This is a genomic window from Cytobacillus oceanisediminis (assembly GCF_007830235.1).
GTDB lineage: Bacteria > Bacillota > Bacilli > Bacillales > Cytobacillaceae > Cytobacillus > Cytobacillus oceanisediminis.
In genome coordinates this window covers 589,912-603,797 of the sequence record NZ_VLKI01000001.1, presented here as the reverse complement: position 1 = coordinate 603,797, position 13,886 = coordinate 589,912, and the positions used below count along the sequence as shown (strand labels likewise).

14 protein-coding genes are annotated in these 13,886 nt (G+C 38.8%); 12 read left to right on the top strand and 2 right to left on the bottom strand.

What is annotated here, in order from left to right; genetic code table 11:
• The first annotated feature begins 237 nt into the window (after positions 1-237).
• The 4 genes from IQ19_RS02905 to IQ19_RS02890 all read left to right on the top strand — a co-directional run bounded on the left by IQ19_RS02905 (position 238) and on the right by IQ19_RS02890 (position 4,042).
• The gene (locus IQ19_RS02905) at positions 238-789 is read left to right on the top strand and encodes a ferric reductase-like transmembrane domain-containing protein (protein ID WP_242020873.1); all 552 of its coding nucleotides are present in this window, start codon (positions 238-240) and stop codon (positions 787-789) included.
• A gap of 213 nt (positions 790-1,002) precedes the next feature.
• Positions 1,003-2,160, top strand: coding sequence for a stage II sporulation protein P (gene spoIIP, locus IQ19_RS02900; RefSeq protein ID WP_144539654.1), 1,158 nt, complete (start codon positions 1,003-1,005; stop codon positions 2,158-2,160).
• A gap of 225 nt (positions 2,161-2,385) precedes the next feature.
• Complete coding sequence (locus tag IQ19_RS02895) at positions 2,386-2,658, top strand: metal-sensing transcriptional repressor (protein ID WP_144539652.1); 273 nt, start codon at positions 2,386-2,388, stop codon at positions 2,656-2,658.
• A 10-nt stretch (positions 2,659-2,668) separates the two neighbouring features.
• The gene (locus tag IQ19_RS02890; protein ID WP_144539649.1) at positions 2,669-4,042 is read left to right on the top strand and encodes an MATE family efflux transporter; all 1,374 of its coding nucleotides are present in this window, start codon (positions 2,669-2,671) and stop codon (positions 4,040-4,042) included.
• An 8-nt stretch (positions 4,043-4,050) separates the two neighbouring features.
• On the opposite strand, the gene IQ19_RS02885 is transcribed toward IQ19_RS02890, so the two are convergent.
• Positions 4,051-4,965, bottom strand: a complete 915-nt coding sequence (locus tag IQ19_RS02885; protein WP_144539647.1) for a cupredoxin domain-containing protein — start codon at positions 4,963-4,965, stop codon at positions 4,051-4,053.
• Between the two features lie 207 nt (positions 4,966-5,172).
• On the opposite strand from IQ19_RS02885, the gene IQ19_RS02880 reads away from it, so the two are divergent.
• From IQ19_RS02880 to copZ, 8 genes are all read left to right on the top strand, one after another.
• The gene (locus tag IQ19_RS02880) at positions 5,173-5,922 is read left to right on the top strand and encodes a PIG-L deacetylase family protein (protein WP_144539645.1); all 750 of its coding nucleotides are present in this window, start codon (positions 5,173-5,175) and stop codon (positions 5,920-5,922) included.
• A gap of 32 nt (positions 5,923-5,954) precedes the next feature.
• Positions 5,955-7,751 (top strand): ABC transporter substrate-binding protein, encoded by a 1,797-nt coding sequence (locus tag IQ19_RS02875; protein WP_144539643.1) that lies wholly within the window; start codon positions 5,955-5,957, stop codon positions 7,749-7,751.
• Between the two features lie 81 nt (positions 7,752-7,832).
• Positions 7,833-8,810, top strand: a complete 978-nt coding sequence (locus IQ19_RS02870) for an ABC transporter permease (protein ID WP_144539641.1) — start codon at positions 7,833-7,835, stop codon at positions 8,808-8,810.
• Positions 8,803-9,660 (top strand): ABC transporter permease, encoded by an 858-nt coding sequence (locus IQ19_RS02865; protein ID WP_144539639.1) that lies wholly within the window; start codon positions 8,803-8,805, stop codon positions 9,658-9,660. The genes IQ19_RS02870 and IQ19_RS02865 overlap by 8 nt, the downstream gene beginning before the upstream one ends.
• A 3-nt stretch (positions 9,661-9,663) precedes the next feature.
• Positions 9,664-10,635 carry an ABC transporter ATP-binding protein gene (locus IQ19_RS02860; RefSeq protein ID WP_144539637.1) on the top strand — a complete coding sequence of 324 codons (972 nt, stop codon included), beginning with the start codon at positions 9,664-9,666 and terminating at the stop codon, positions 10,633-10,635.
• Positions 10,628-11,632 (top strand): ABC transporter ATP-binding protein, encoded by a 1,005-nt coding sequence (locus IQ19_RS02855; protein ID WP_144539635.1) that lies wholly within the window; start codon positions 10,628-10,630, stop codon positions 11,630-11,632. Before IQ19_RS02860 ends, IQ19_RS02855 begins: the two co-directional genes overlap by 8 nt.
• Before the next feature lie 15 nt (positions 11,633-11,647).
• Positions 11,648-11,995, top strand: coding sequence for a metal-sensitive transcriptional regulator (locus IQ19_RS02850; RefSeq protein WP_144539633.1), 348 nt, complete (start codon positions 11,648-11,650; stop codon positions 11,993-11,995).
• Positions 11,996-12,010: 15 nt separating this feature from the next.
• Positions 12,011-12,217 carry a copper chaperone CopZ gene (copZ, locus tag IQ19_RS02845; RefSeq protein ID WP_144539631.1) on the top strand — a complete coding sequence of 69 codons (207 nt, stop codon included), beginning with the start codon at positions 12,011-12,013 and terminating at the stop codon, positions 12,215-12,217.
• 72 nt (positions 12,218-12,289) lie between these two features.
• Here copZ and IQ19_RS02840 read toward each other — a convergent pair whose 3' ends face one another.
• The gene (locus tag IQ19_RS02840) at positions 12,290-13,525 is read right to left on the bottom strand and encodes a Bcr/CflA family efflux MFS transporter (protein ID WP_144539629.1); all 1,236 of its coding nucleotides are present in this window, start codon (positions 13,523-13,525) and stop codon (positions 12,290-12,292) included.
• Positions 13,526-13,886: the final 361 nt, after the last annotated feature.

The window sequence follows — 13,886 nt, the reverse complement described above, 5'->3', positions numbered from 1 at the left end:
TATGGTTACTGAGTTATAAAAATATCCTGGATGTACGGGGGCCCAAATTAAATTTGCTGGCTTTCGTACATTTTTTTATACTTGAATTATCTTTACACTATTTACTTAAGGTTAATCATTAGAGGCGGAAACGAGGTTATTTAAAACATGGCCATTTTAAAGAGGCACTTGCTCGTCGGATTTGCAGCAATATGTTTGGTCTATCTTTTCTTAATAAGCCGCTCAGAGTGGAATCCAATGCATGCATGGAACCGTGCGTATGCTGATGTCTCATTTATTCTTCTTTGTGGAACGATTTTGATTGGCCCTCTTAGCCATATACATAGGGGATTTATTCCACTGTTATCCTGGAGGCGAGAAGTAGGGATCTGGTGTGCCATAATGGCTTTACTGCATGTGTATATCCTTCTTGAAGGCTGGTTTTATTGGGAACTTGTTAGATTAATCATAGGAGTGAATCAGGAAACGGGACGACTATCTTTTGATCCAGGGTTTACACTTGCCAACCTTATAGGCGTCATATGCCTTATTTACTTGCTGCTGCTGGCTCTTCTTTCAAATAATAAAGCAATTAAAATCCTGGGAAAACGGGGATGGGACTATCTCCAGCAAAAGAGCGGGACCCTCTATATACTGGTTGTTTTGCATGCAGCTTTTTTCCTATTCTTTTTCAGATTAGGAAATGTTAATTGGATGCAGCGTCCTTTCCTCTTAATAATAACAATTGTTTTTATATTGCAGTGGCTGGTTTTTATACTAACGGTTAAAAAAAATAAAAAAAAGAAATAGTAGGAACTGGCGAAAATTGATTTTGCCCGATTATGTTAATAGAAGAAAGTTCCCAATTAACCTGAGCATGCGATTAAAATCGCATTTTTTTGCAAAAATAAAAGTTAATGGCTGTATATTATTTTTTAATAGAATCCCATCAAGTTGGGATTCTATTATTTTTTCTTGTACATATAGTTAGTAAAACGGAAATTAATAGGGCGGAGGGAATAAATGAAAGAACGGAATTACAGGGTTATCTTATTTATGCGTATACAATCCATCTATCTAGCTTTATTTTTCCTGATTTTCAGTATTATATTTTTTGTTAATTTTATAGATTTGAAAGAAAAGTTTACGTCTTCTTTTATTTATGATACGAGCGAAAAAATACATGTGAATTTCTTTTTAAGCCTTATGGCAACGGAAATCGGCCAGTTAAAATCAACTGTTAACGAGGAAGAAGCTCCTTCCATTTCCCGTTCGGTATTCCTTACATTTACAAATATTTGGCCGGAAGACATACGTACTTTTCTTGGAAGAGAAATTCCGGGTTTTTCCTCTTTTAACACCGAAATTGCTGTAGCAGGATTTGGAACCGATCTCACTACTTTGCCAATTGAGTCAGCGCCTCCGCTGGAAATGCTATTGAAAGAGAAGGAACTAGCGGAACAAGATCAATCCCAGCCAAATAATACACAGGAAAAGGGTATTATGCCAGGGCCCAAAACGGGAAAGGATGTAGCCTTTATTTATCACTCGCACAGCTGGGAGGCATTCTTGCCAGTGTTGCCTGGAAAAAAGACAGCTAATGAAGCAGTAAGTTTAGATGAAAGTAAAAATATAATTGCTGTTGGAAGAAAATTAAAAGATGAATTGATGAAAAGAGGGATTGGAACCAGCCATAGCACTACTAATGTAACAGAGGAATTGAAGAAGAAGGATTGGAATTACAATCATTCTTATGCTTTATCGAGAGAGACTGTAAAAGAGGTTATGGCCCAGGAATCTTCAATAAGTTATTTGATTGATATTCACAGAGATTCTCAGCCAAAGAAACTCACTACTGCCGTTATAAATGGAAAAACATATGCAAGATTATTTTTTATTGTAGGAAAGGAAAATAAAAACTATGATCGAAATCTAAAACTAGCAAAAGAATTAAATGAAGAACTAGAAGAAAGATATCCAGGAATCAGCAGAGGTGTTTTTATTAAAACAAAGGATGATGGGAATGGCGTATATAATCAAGACCTTTCAAGCCAGTCCATGCTGCTTGAGTTCGGAGGTGTAGAAAACAATAAAACCGAACTGGATCATTCTATTAAGGCATTTGCGGAAATTTTTAGTGAATATTATTGGAAAGCAGAAGAAGTAAGCGGAGAAGGATAAATTTAAAAATGTCTGCAGGCTGAATCACAAAAATTTTCAATTTCAAACTCCTATGTAATTTTCTCTTTATTGTTTTGTCTAAAAAGCTGACTTGAATTGAAGTCAGCTTTTTTTCTTTATAAATTAATTTAAGAGTGGCTTATTTTATTTTTAAAAAACAGAATGTTCAAAAAATATGGTAATATGATAAGTATTAACCCCCCTGGGGGGATAGGGGTGAGGAATATGAGTGACTCTCATAAACACAGGAAGGCAATAATTAATCGATTAGCAAAAATTGAAGGACATGTTCGGGCAGTAAAAGAGATGACTCAAGAGGGGAGGGATTGTAACGATTTATTGATTCAACTTGCTGCTATCCGTTCCGCTATTGATGGCTGCGGAAAACTGATCTTAAAAGATCATTTAGAAGGCTGTCTAATCCAAGCGGTCAGAACTGGTGACGAGGAAGAAGTCTTAATGCAGCTGAACCAGTCAATTGACAAATTTATAAGGTAAGGGGCACGAGATGGCAGGTGATATTGGGCAAGAACCTTTGAAAATAATAAAAACCATTCTCTTGTTGGCATTGCCAGTAGTTATTGAAAACTTTTTTCAAATGATACTTGGGTTTGTAGATACATTGTTCGTTTCAAAGCTGGGGCTTATTGAAGTAAGTTCAGTTGGAGTTACAAATGCAATCCTGGCTATTTACCTGGCGATATTTATGGCTATAGGTATTTCAGCAAATGTTTATGTCGCCAAATATTCAGGAGCTGGAAATGATGAAAAGGTTAAAGAAGTAACAGCTCAGGCCATTATCTTGGCCTTGCTTTCAGGAATAATTTTTGGCTTGATCACCCTGTTCCTTTCTGATGAATTGTTAAAACTGATGGGTGTTGAAGAAGAGGTACTTTCGTCAGCTAATTCCTATTTCAGAATAATAGCTATCCCGTCCATTTTTATTTCCCTAATGTTTGTATTAAGCAGTGTTCTAAGAGGAAAGGGAGATACAAAATCTCCTATGAAAATCAGTATATTTATCAATCTCCTAAATATAGTGCTTGATTATGTTTTAATTTTCGGTTTTTTCTTAATTCCTGCGTTTGGTCTCGAGGGTGCAGCATATGCAACTCTTTTTTCCCGTTTAGTTGGTTCCTTCTGGTTAGTAATAGATCTAAGGAGAGAGGGCTTAATCGAATGGCGGATGAGTCTTTGGAGAATAAATAAAAAGGTTCAGTTAGAGATGATCTCTCTCAGCAGCCCGGCTGCAGCAGAGAGATTGGCAATGCGTCTTGGCCAGGTTTTATATTTTGGTTTTATTGTCAGTATTGGAACCAACACCTTTGCAGCACATCAAATTGCAGGCAATATAGAAGTGTTTGCCTATATGATTGGGTATGGATTTGCAACAGCAGCAACCATATTGGTCAGCAAGAATTTTGGTTCTGGAAAGCATGATGAGGCAAATATGTATGCAAAGTACTCTTTGTGGATTGGCACAGTCATAATGAGTTTTTTTGGCTTGTTGCTTTTCTTGGGAGCAGAGTGGCTTGGGTCGTTTTTTACGCATGATCCTGGTGTATTAAAAGACATAAAAATTGCTTTGCAAATAGATGCCTTTATACAGCCTGTCCTGGCTATTGTATTAATCTTAACAGGTGTATACCAAGGCGCCGAAAATACAAAATATCCTTTTTATTTAACTTTGGCAGGCATGTGGCTGATCAGAACAGGAGGGGTTTACGTTCTGGGAATGACCCTGGGAATGGGGATAGCCGGGATTTGGTTAGCCATAGGATTAGACAATTTATACAGAGCCATTTTTCTTATTAAGAATTTTAAAAACGGAAAATGGATGAAAGAAAGGTCAGTGCCTGCAGATGATCCTGCAGTAAGCTGACCTTTTTTTTAGTTTACTTTAATTGTTCCGGTCATACCGTTTTCTTTATGCCCGGGAATGGAACAGTAAAACTCATATACCCCAGTTTCAAGAGGGGTGAAAGTCAATGTGGCGCTGCTATTGGAGGAAGCATGGAGGTGAAAGTCAGCTTTAGAAACACCGTGGTTTGCATGGTGGCCGCTATCTTTTTTCTTAATCGCTATCTTTTTAATTTCAATGTCATGGTCTGCATGATCTTGATTGTTCAGAGTGATCGAAGCTTCTTGGCCTTTATTCAGGCTAATTTCTTCGGGTGTATAGGAATATTCTGATGGATTAACAGTTAAAACAATTTCATTCGATTTGTTATTTTTGTCTTGGCTGCTGTGGCTATGCTCTATTGCTGCTGAGTTAAAGTAGGGGATTGCATTGCTTTTATCTAATTGAGTTCCAAAGAAGAAAAATAAAAATAGTAAAACAAAAGTGAAGAACGGTTTTAAAAACCACTTTTTATCATCAACTGATTTTGTGGCAGGCAGGATATTATATAACAATAATGAACTCACAGATAGAGTGAGTAAAATATTGAGCATGGTCAATGATTGTTCCTGGGTGATCATTTCACCGAGCATTGCTCCCATCATTCCTCCCATTAAACCAGACATAAATCCTTCTAATGAAGGAAGGATGCCAAACGCTATTCCGCTTGCCAATCCAGCAAGTACCCCAATTCCTGCTGAAACCAGTGTAGAAGTATATAAATCTCCTTGATAAAGTGCTCCAAATAAGACTCCCGCTGTTAAACCCATATTCATTCCCATTGCCATTGAAATAACCATTGCTTGCATTTTAGTTAATCGGTGCCTGAATTTTATGGATAACATAATGGCTGCGATTCCCGAAGCAGCTATTGTTGTTAGAACAAATAACTGATACAGTCCCAAAATTATCAACTCCCCTTTGTTTGCTAAATGATATGTAAGGAGGAGACAAGCGATGCAAAAAAAATGTAAATGGATAAAAAAATACATTACTAAAGTATGCAATATTCTAAAAATTCGGTATTTACAAAGCGGGGATTTGGTATTATTATAGTTTCTAATACCCAATATACGATAGTGGGGTACTGTACTTTACAAGGAGGGAATAAAATGCCTAAAGGTCAGAAAATCTTATTTCTAGGAGTTTATGGAATGGAAGTGGTTGAATGCGGGGGAGCGTTAGCCAAAAACATATTAAACGGGGGAGAGTCATATGCAAGCATTATGCTTTGCAGAGAAACGAGCCAGCCTCAAGTAAAAAGTGCTGCTGAGACATTAGGAGTCAAAGTTTCTTTCTTAAATTTTGAATATGGGACGGTAGATTTAAGTAAGGAGTCAAAGGTTAAGCTGATTAAGAGAATCCGTGAAATTAGGCCTGATATTATCATAACACAAGATCCTGAACACTCTTTTCATGACCTAGACCCCGACCGAAGACCTGCCATGACCCTGCTGCTCGAATCAATCGCCCTTGCAAGCAGAGACTATGCATTGGATGAAACACCTGGTTTAGCCCCTCATCCTATTCCGACAATCTATTACATGACACCTCACCATCCTAATACAGTCATTGACATTTCCCAAGTATGGGAGAAAAAAGAAAAGGCAATGGATATGCTTGAGAGTCAAATGGAGTTCAGCGGCAAGCACTTTGATGAAATGCTGGATCTAAAGACAGTTGAGATGTTATATCCTGGATTTTCAAAATTGGATAGTTACCAGGAAAAAGGAAGAGCTATGCATAAAGTTCTGGACAAAGCCGTTCATGTATATCATGGCCTGGCGACACACGGACATTTTGCTCTTGCTGAAGCTTACCGGAGAGAAGGAAACTTTCATTTACAGGAACTAATCAAATAAGTAGCTTAAATCACTAAATAGGGGGAGTGAAAATGAAGAGGTCAGCAATTTCCATGGGATTAATATTTTTGTTTTTGCTATCAAGCTTGAATCCTGTTCACGCTGCTGAGACAGTTCAATCATTGAAAGTGGGCATTACAAAAGATGAGAATGGATTAAACCCTTATACTTATGTGACCGGATATCCAGGTTTAGATCTGGTAAATTTACTCTATGATACTCTCTTTAACCTGGATGAAAATAACCAGCCGGAACCCTGGCTAGTAAAGGAATACAAAGTCAGCGAAGATGGACTGACCTATGAGTTAACTCTGCATGAAAACATAAAGTGGCATGACGGAAAACCCCTTACAGCTAATGATGTAAAATTCACAATGGACTATTTTATTAAATACCCAAAGTCAAGGTTTACAAATCCTTTAAAAACAATTAAGTCAATAGAGGTAACCAGTGAAACGGCTATAACGCTATATTTATCACAAGCTGACCCTAACTTTATGATTCAGCCTCTTGCTGATTTGCCTATTTTACCAGAACATATTTGGTCTAATGTTTCTAATCCTGACGATGAAACAAATGCACTCGGAAGCGGACCTTATATTCTGGTGGAACACAAATCAGGACAGTACTACAAAATGAAATCCAACAACGAATACTTCAAAGGGGCTCCGCCAATCAACGAAATGATATTCCCAATAATTGAAGATACGACCGCCATGTATAATGCTCTTCAAGCAGGCGAGCTTGATGCCATCTCATCAAGTATTTCACCTGAACTTGTAGAGCAATTTAGTTCCAATCCTGCTTTGCAAGTTGTAAGGGGGCCTGGATACAGTACGAGCTTATTTCAACTCAATGCAGAGAAATATCCAATGACGGAAACGGCTTTTCGCCAGGCCATCGATTATGCCATTGATAAAGAAGGTTTAGTGAATACAGTTCTGCTTGGGTATGCAGAAGTGGGAAGTCCTGGTTTTATTCATCCATCCTCAGCGTATTTCAACTCCGAAGTAAAACCAGTTTATGATAAGGAAAAAGCCAAACAAATTCTGGAAGATGCTGGTTTTATTGATAAGGATGGCGATGGTTTTAGAGAAGACCAAAAGGGTAATAAAATCGACTTAACTACTTTGGTTTACTCTGGCAATCCGATTAGAATCAGAACGGCAGAATTAATTTCGGAAGCGTTAAATGAAATTGGAATCAAAAATGCAGTGAAAGCAATGGATTCGACTACTGTAGACTCCTTAATGTGGCCTGATTTTGATGTCAGCAAAGGCAGAGATTACGATCTTGGTGTCTGGAGCTGGTCCAATACTATGCAGCTGTTCCCAGATCGAATGAATGATCTTTTTCATTCCGATCCAGCTATTGGGTCTGTCAATATTGGGGGTTACAAGAACCCCGAATTTGACCAAATGGGTGAAAAGCTTAAAGGGACATACGATGAAAAAGAACGTCTTAGTCTAATCAAGGATATGCAAGCTTTTGTTGCTAATGATGCTCCTATTATTACTCTTTATTACCAAGAAATTGTTGGTGCCTTTAACCCTGCAAAATATGATCAGTATGTCTTCCAGGTGGGCAAGGGGATTATCAACAAACTATCCTTTGTTTCAAGTGAAAAATCTAATTTGCCTGGCAATGAAAAGGTAAGTAACGATTCAGCTGCTTCAACAGATAGTAAAACTGCCAATACGAGTACAGAGAACGAAGGGAATAATACTTCACTATATGTATTTGGTTTTGTTGTTTTAGTAGCTGTCGTGGGATTTGTACTCCTAAGAAGAAAGAAAAAAGATAAAGGCAAGGATGATTTTGGTTTTTAATTGAAAGATTTTCCCGTAAAAGCACTTACTTTTACGGGAAAAATCTTTTTAATGGAATTTACATATTTGGAGGTGAAAAAGTTGGGGAAATTTATTGCTGGCAAGCTTTTGCAATATTTAATTGTTATTTTTCTTATGCTGACATTGAATTTTCTATTGCCCCGTCTTATGCCAGGAAATCCATTGGTTTTCTTAGCAGGAGAAGATGTGGGATTTATGTCCAGTGCAGAAAAAGAAGCTATATTAGATAAATATGGCCTAAATGATTCCATCTTGGAGCAGTATGGAGCATATATAAAGAATATTTTCACTGGTGATTTTGGATATTCTTATCAGCAAAAACGACCTATCTCAGAACTCTTGATGGAGAGACTCCCATGGACAATGCTTCTTACAGGTCTGGGGCTTGTACTCTCAACCGTTATCGGTGTCATGTTTGGTGCAATCTCAGCATGGCGCAGGGGCACCAGAACAGATGCCAACCTTCTAACTGTCTTTATGTTTTTAAGTGCCATGCCTTCTTTTTGGGTTGGCATGATCCTGGTGTCTATCTTTTCAGCTCAATTAGGATGGCTGCCAGTGTTTGGAGCAGAAAGTGCATGGTCCAACTATACGGGAATGGACCGGTTAATAGATATTGGAAAACATCTTATCCTCCCATTGGCTACCCTTATTTTGATTTCTGTTACAAGTACATTTATGATTATGCGGTATTCTATGCTGAACGTGCTCGGAGAAGATTATATTATGATGGCTAAAGCAAAGGGTGTAAAAGAAAAGGTTATTAAATATAAGCATGCTATGAGAAATGCACTTCTCCCTGTGGCTACTGTATTTATGCTTAGTTTGGGATTTACTTTGGGCGGTGCAACTGTTATAGAAACCGTATTTGCCTATCCAGGTGTAGGCCGTCTTATGTTTGAATCAGTATTAAGCAGAGATTACCCTCTTATCCAAGCTACATTCCTAATTATCACCTTTAGTGTAGTCATTGCTAACTTTCTGGCAGATTTAATTTATCCTTTACTTGATCCAAAGGTGGGAAGCCGCAATGGTTAATCAGAAGTGGAAGAAATATTGGCAAGTTCTCACATCTAATAATATCGGCTTGTTTGGTTTAATTCTTTTAGTGATCTTTTTGCTGATTGCCCTTTTAGCGCCAATCCTTGCTCCATTTGATCCATCAGCCCGAGTTGGGGATCCTTTTATGAAGCCTAACAGCCAATTTTTACTTGGTACGAATGATGTTGGACAGGATATATTAAGCGAATTGCTATATGGGACCAGAATTTCTTTGTTAATAGGAGTTATTGCGGCTTTTATATCGATTCTTCTTGGCTGTCTTGTAGGGATTATTTCCGGTTACTATGGCGGAAAAACAGATGCATTTTTAATGAGATTGGTAGACTTAGTGCTGGTTATTCCATTTCTGCCTCTCATGATTTTATTGGCTGCGTTTATCGGCCCAAGTTTTTGGAACATTGTTTTGGTTATTAGCCTTATTTCATGGGCGAGTCCAGCAAGGGTAATAAGATCTCAGGTTTTAACATTAAAAACAAAAGGATATGTTGAGGCTGCAAAGTCTATCGGTACAAATATTACAGTCATATTAGGCCGTCATATTTTGCCTGGGGTTATTCCCATAGCACTTTCCCAATTTGTATTAGCGGCAAGTCATTCCATTTTAATCGAAGCTTCATTAAGTTTTTTAGGTCTTGGAGATCCGTTTACAAAAAGCTGGGGGACCATTCTATATTATGCTCAGGCCAGAGGAGCGTTTTTAACTGATGCGTGGATCTGGTGGGTTTTGCCGCCAGGATTGCTAATTACAACACTGGTAATAGGATTCGCTTTTACAGGTTATTCACTTGAAGAGATTCTGAATCCCCGATTACGAAAGGAGCGCTAATTTATGAACACAGTGTTGTCAGTGGAAAACCTTTCTACCTACTTTAAAACGGATAAAGGCATTGCAAAGGCAGTAGAGAATGTATCATTTTCACTCAATAAAGGGGAAATGCTCGGTTTAATAGGTGAGTCAGGATGTGGAAAAACAACAGTTGCTCAATCCATTTTAAGGTTAATAGAATATCCTGGAAAAGTGGTGTCGGGGCGTGTCCTATTAAATGGAAGAGATCTCATAAAGGCTTCTGAAAAAGAACTTTCATCCATGAGATGGAAAGAGATTTCGGTTATACCCCAAAGTGCAATGAACGCGTTGAATCCTATTTTCACAATAGGAGATCAAATTATGGAATCCATTTTGCTGCATGAGAATGTAAGCAAACGGGAAGCACTTCAGCGCACGAAAACCCTTCTCGAATTAGTGGGTATAGATGGTGAGCGGTGGAGGAGCTATCCTCATGAATTCAGCGGAGGAATGAAACAAAGGGTCGCCATTGCTATGGCTTTGGCATGCAATCCCAAATTGGTTATATCAGATGAATCCACAACGGGATTGGATGTTTTAACGCAGGCACAGGTAATTGCCTTAATCAAAAGCCTTCAAAAGAAAATGGACCTATCCGTCATCCTGATCTCTCATGATTTGCCGATGGTTACAGCCATATGCGATAAGATAGCCATTATGTATGCAGGCAACATCGTAGAATGGGCTTCCACTGAAGATATTTTAAAAAATCCCAGACATCCATATTCTCAAGCACTTTTAAATGCTTCTCCTGATTTAAGCAATCCAGAGAAGGAAGTGGTTTCTATACCAGGCAGCGTCCCTAATTTGGTGGATTTTCCACATTCCTGCCGTTTTCATACAAGATGCCCCTATGCTTATGACAAATGCCGGCAGGAAAATCCGGAATTTAAAGAAATCAAAAAAGGACATTACGTAGCCTGCTTTTTAGAGGAGGAAGGAAACCATGGATAAAAGCATCCTTTTAAAAGTGAGAAATTTGAAAAAAACCTTCATAAAAAAGTCGGGAACTTTTTTAAAAAGAAAAAAAACGGAGGTTTATGCTGTCAATAATGTCAATTTTGAAGTCAAGCAAGGCGAAATACTTGGAATTATTGGGGAAAGCGGATGTGGCAAAACGACAACTGCCAGAATGGTCATGCGGCTTATGAAAGAAACTGAAGGAGAAATATCCTTTGAAGGAGTTAATCTTTGCAATCTAAAAGAATCAGAGACTAACAAAATCAGAAAAAAGATGCAAATGATATTTCAAGACCCATACGATACATTAAACCCCGGTATGAGAATACATGATATTTTAATGGAGCCGATCAACGCTCATGAAAAGGATTTGCCCTACGAAACTAAGTATCGAAAAGTCATAGAAGCCATTGAGGCTATTGAGCTAAAACCCGCTGAAGACTTTATTAATCGATACCCGCATCAGTTAAGCGGCGGGCAAAGACAGAGAATTGCCATTGCGCGAGCTATAATATTAAAACCTTCATTTATTGCGGCAGATGAACCTACGTCCATGCTTGATGTATCAGTAAGAGCTGGAATCCTGAACCTGCTGCTGGATTTAAGAAAGAAAATGGGACTTACAATGATGTTTATTACGCATGATCTATCTACAGCCAGTTATATGTGTGATCGAATTGCCGTCATGTATCAAGGTAAAATCGTAGAAATAGGTCCTACGAAAAAAATTATTCAGCATCCGTCACATCCCTACACCAAAGCGCTTGTTGCTGTGGTAAAAGATTTAAATTATTTTATTAAAAATAGGGAGAAGCTGATACTGGATGGGGAGGTCGATTCCACCAAAGAGGAAAAAGGCTGCCCGTTTGTTGCCAGGTGTCCTCACAAAGAAGCAGCATGCCATACACAAGTACCCGAGTTAGAGGATGTGGACAAAGGACATTCAGTATCTTGCCATTGTCATACTGAACTATTAGAAAAGACTTCTTAAGAAAGGGGAAACGAAATGGTCTCTGAAGTGAAGAAGAATGAGTTGCTCCTCGAAGAAGAAAACTGCTGTGCCAGCGGAAGCGAGAGAAAAAGTCACCATTCCGAGAAGGTAAAGAACAACCTAGTTATACGATTAAACCGAATAGAAGGCCAAGTTCGCGGCATAAAAGGTTTAATTGCAAAAGACACTTACTGTGATGATGTCATTACACAAATCTCTGCTACTCAATCGGCTTTAAATAGTGTGGCAAAAATTCTTTTAGAGGGGCATTTAAAGGGATGTGTTGTGGATCGTCTTCAAGAAGGGGATATGGATGTATTAGATGAGGTGCTCATTACTGTACAAAAATTAATGAAAAAATAGAGGAGTTGTTTAGGGATGGAAAAGGTCACTTTGAATGTAGAAGGAATGTCATGTGAACATTGTATTAAAGCAATTGAGGGCAGTGCTGGCGAGCTGGTGGGGGTTTCAAATGTTAAAGTTCATCTGGATAGCGGGATAGTCGATGTTGAATATAACTCCTCTAAAATTACTTTAGACAAAATAAAAGAAACCATCAATGATGAAGGGTATGAAGTAAAATAGGAGTGCGAAATGGCACTCCTATTACTGGTTTAATTACTTTTGGGCTTGTTGAAAAAGGCTTCAGCAGTGGGGTCACCCCTCCGCATGCAAATTCAAGTTTGTTCTGTTTCTTTTAGTTTTTTCCTTTGTCAACGTGAAAAAGGCGATGAAGCCAATAAAGGAAGTGATAAATAAAATGGTTCCCATTGGGACAGCAGTTGTTTCATCAATGCTGACAAGAGGGGAGACAGCAGAACCGAGCACTAAAGGCAGCATTCCGATCACTGCGCTTGCACTTCCAGCACGATGTCCCTGATTTTTCATAGCCAATGTAAATGAGCTTGTAATGATCATCCCCATGGAAGTCATGTAAATGAAGATGGGGATGACAAGCATGAATAGCGGTCCCTTGATAATCGTCATAACCAAAAGTACAGAGGTGGCACTAACAGCGATACAGACCGCTGTTCGAAGCAGGCTCCTTTCCGGGATAATTCCCGCAAATCGGCCGATAAGAAAGCTCCCCGTAATAATGGCCAAGCCATTAATGCCAAAAAGAATGCTAAATACCTGTGGCGAAACCCCATAAATCCCCTGATAGACAAAGGGCGTTCCGGAAACATAAGCAAAGCTTCCACCGTGAATAAAACCTACAATTAAAGCATAGCCAATGAAAGAACGGTCCTTGAATAAGCCCCCCATACTCCTAAGTGAATTCCCGATCGAGCTTGGAACCCGTTTTTCTGGCGGAAGGGTTTCTTTTAAACGCAAGTAGATCACGATCGTAATAAAAACCCCAAGCACACATAGAAAATAAAATATAGTTTCCCAGCTGGCAAACGGCAGAAGCAGAAGTGCTCCTCCTGTCATTGGCGCAATCATGGGAGCTGTGGCATTGATAACCATCAGGAGCGCGAAAAATTTCGTCAGTTCTTTTCCGCTGAACACATCGCGAACAACTGCACGAGAGAGGACAATCCCGGCTGAAGCGGTTAAGCCCTGCAAAAAGCGGGCAGCAATAAAGGTTGTGATATTTGGTGCAATCGCACATAAAAGGGAGGATAGTGCAAAAAGAGAAATTCCAATTAAAAGAGGCTTTCTTCTTCCATGGGCGTCACTAAGCGGCCCGACGATAACCTGTCCAACGGCAAGCCCGATCAGACACGCCGTTAAACTCAGTTGAACAAGTGAGGCACGCGCACTCAAATCCTCCGAAATATCCGGAAAGCTCGGCAAATACATATCAATATTGAATGGCCCCAGAATTCCGAGCATACTGAGGAGAAAAGCCAGGGCAAGCCGTTCTTTTCCTGTTGGATTATGAAACAATACAAACACCTTTCTTTCTGTAAAACTGCTAATCTTTTACATAAATATGGCTAGTATACGCCAGGGGAGGAAGGATGTCCAGCAGAGAATCCCGAAGAATGATTTCTTGTCTTCTGTATTCCATTTTGTGCTCAGGGTAGTATATTAAGCGGTCCAACTTGCTTATAAACTAAAAAAGCTTATTAAGGTAAGTCCATAATAAGCATTGGTTGTTCTGTTTTCCTTTGGCATTTCTTTTCTGATTGATCGAAGTAATTAATTTAATTTTTATAAAAGCTTTATCCAAGTCTCTTTTCCTTAAGCTCTTTTCTAAAAGATTGTTGTTTTTGAATAGGTTCTGTGAGATAAACAAGGTTGGTTG

Excerpts from the sequence above, each read along its gene's own strand:
- IQ19_RS02905 (WP_242020873.1), top strand. The coding sequence starts at position 238 with ATGCATGCATGGAACCGTGCGTATGCTGATGTCTCATTTATTCTTCTT.
- spoIIP (WP_144539654.1), top strand. The coding sequence starts at position 1,003 with ATGAAAGAACGGAATTACAGGGTTATCTTATTTATGCGTATACAATCC.
- IQ19_RS02895 (WP_144539652.1), top strand. The coding sequence starts at position 2,386 with ATGAGTGACTCTCATAAACACAGGAAGGCAATAATTAATCGATTAGCA.
- IQ19_RS02890 (WP_144539649.1), top strand. The coding sequence starts at position 2,669 with ATGGCAGGTGATATTGGGCAAGAACCTTTGAAAATAATAAAAACCATT.
- IQ19_RS02880 (WP_144539645.1), top strand. The coding sequence starts at position 5,173 with ATGCCTAAAGGTCAGAAAATCTTATTTCTAGGAGTTTATGGAATGGAA.
- IQ19_RS02875 (WP_144539643.1), top strand. The coding sequence starts at position 5,955 with ATGAAGAGGTCAGCAATTTCCATGGGATTAATATTTTTGTTTTTGCTA.
- IQ19_RS02865 (WP_144539639.1), top strand. The coding sequence starts at position 8,803 with ATGGTTAATCAGAAGTGGAAGAAATATTGGCAAGTTCTCACATCTAAT.
- IQ19_RS02860 (WP_144539637.1), top strand. The coding sequence starts at position 9,664 with ATGAACACAGTGTTGTCAGTGGAAAACCTTTCTACCTACTTTAAAACG.
- IQ19_RS02855 (WP_144539635.1), top strand. The coding sequence starts at position 10,628 with ATGGATAAAAGCATCCTTTTAAAAGTGAGAAATTTGAAAAAAACCTTC.
- IQ19_RS02850 (WP_144539633.1), top strand. The coding sequence starts at position 11,648 with ATGGTCTCTGAAGTGAAGAAGAATGAGTTGCTCCTCGAAGAAGAAAAC.
- copZ (WP_144539631.1), top strand. The coding sequence starts at position 12,011 with ATGGAAAAGGTCACTTTGAATGTAGAAGGAATGTCATGTGAACATTGT.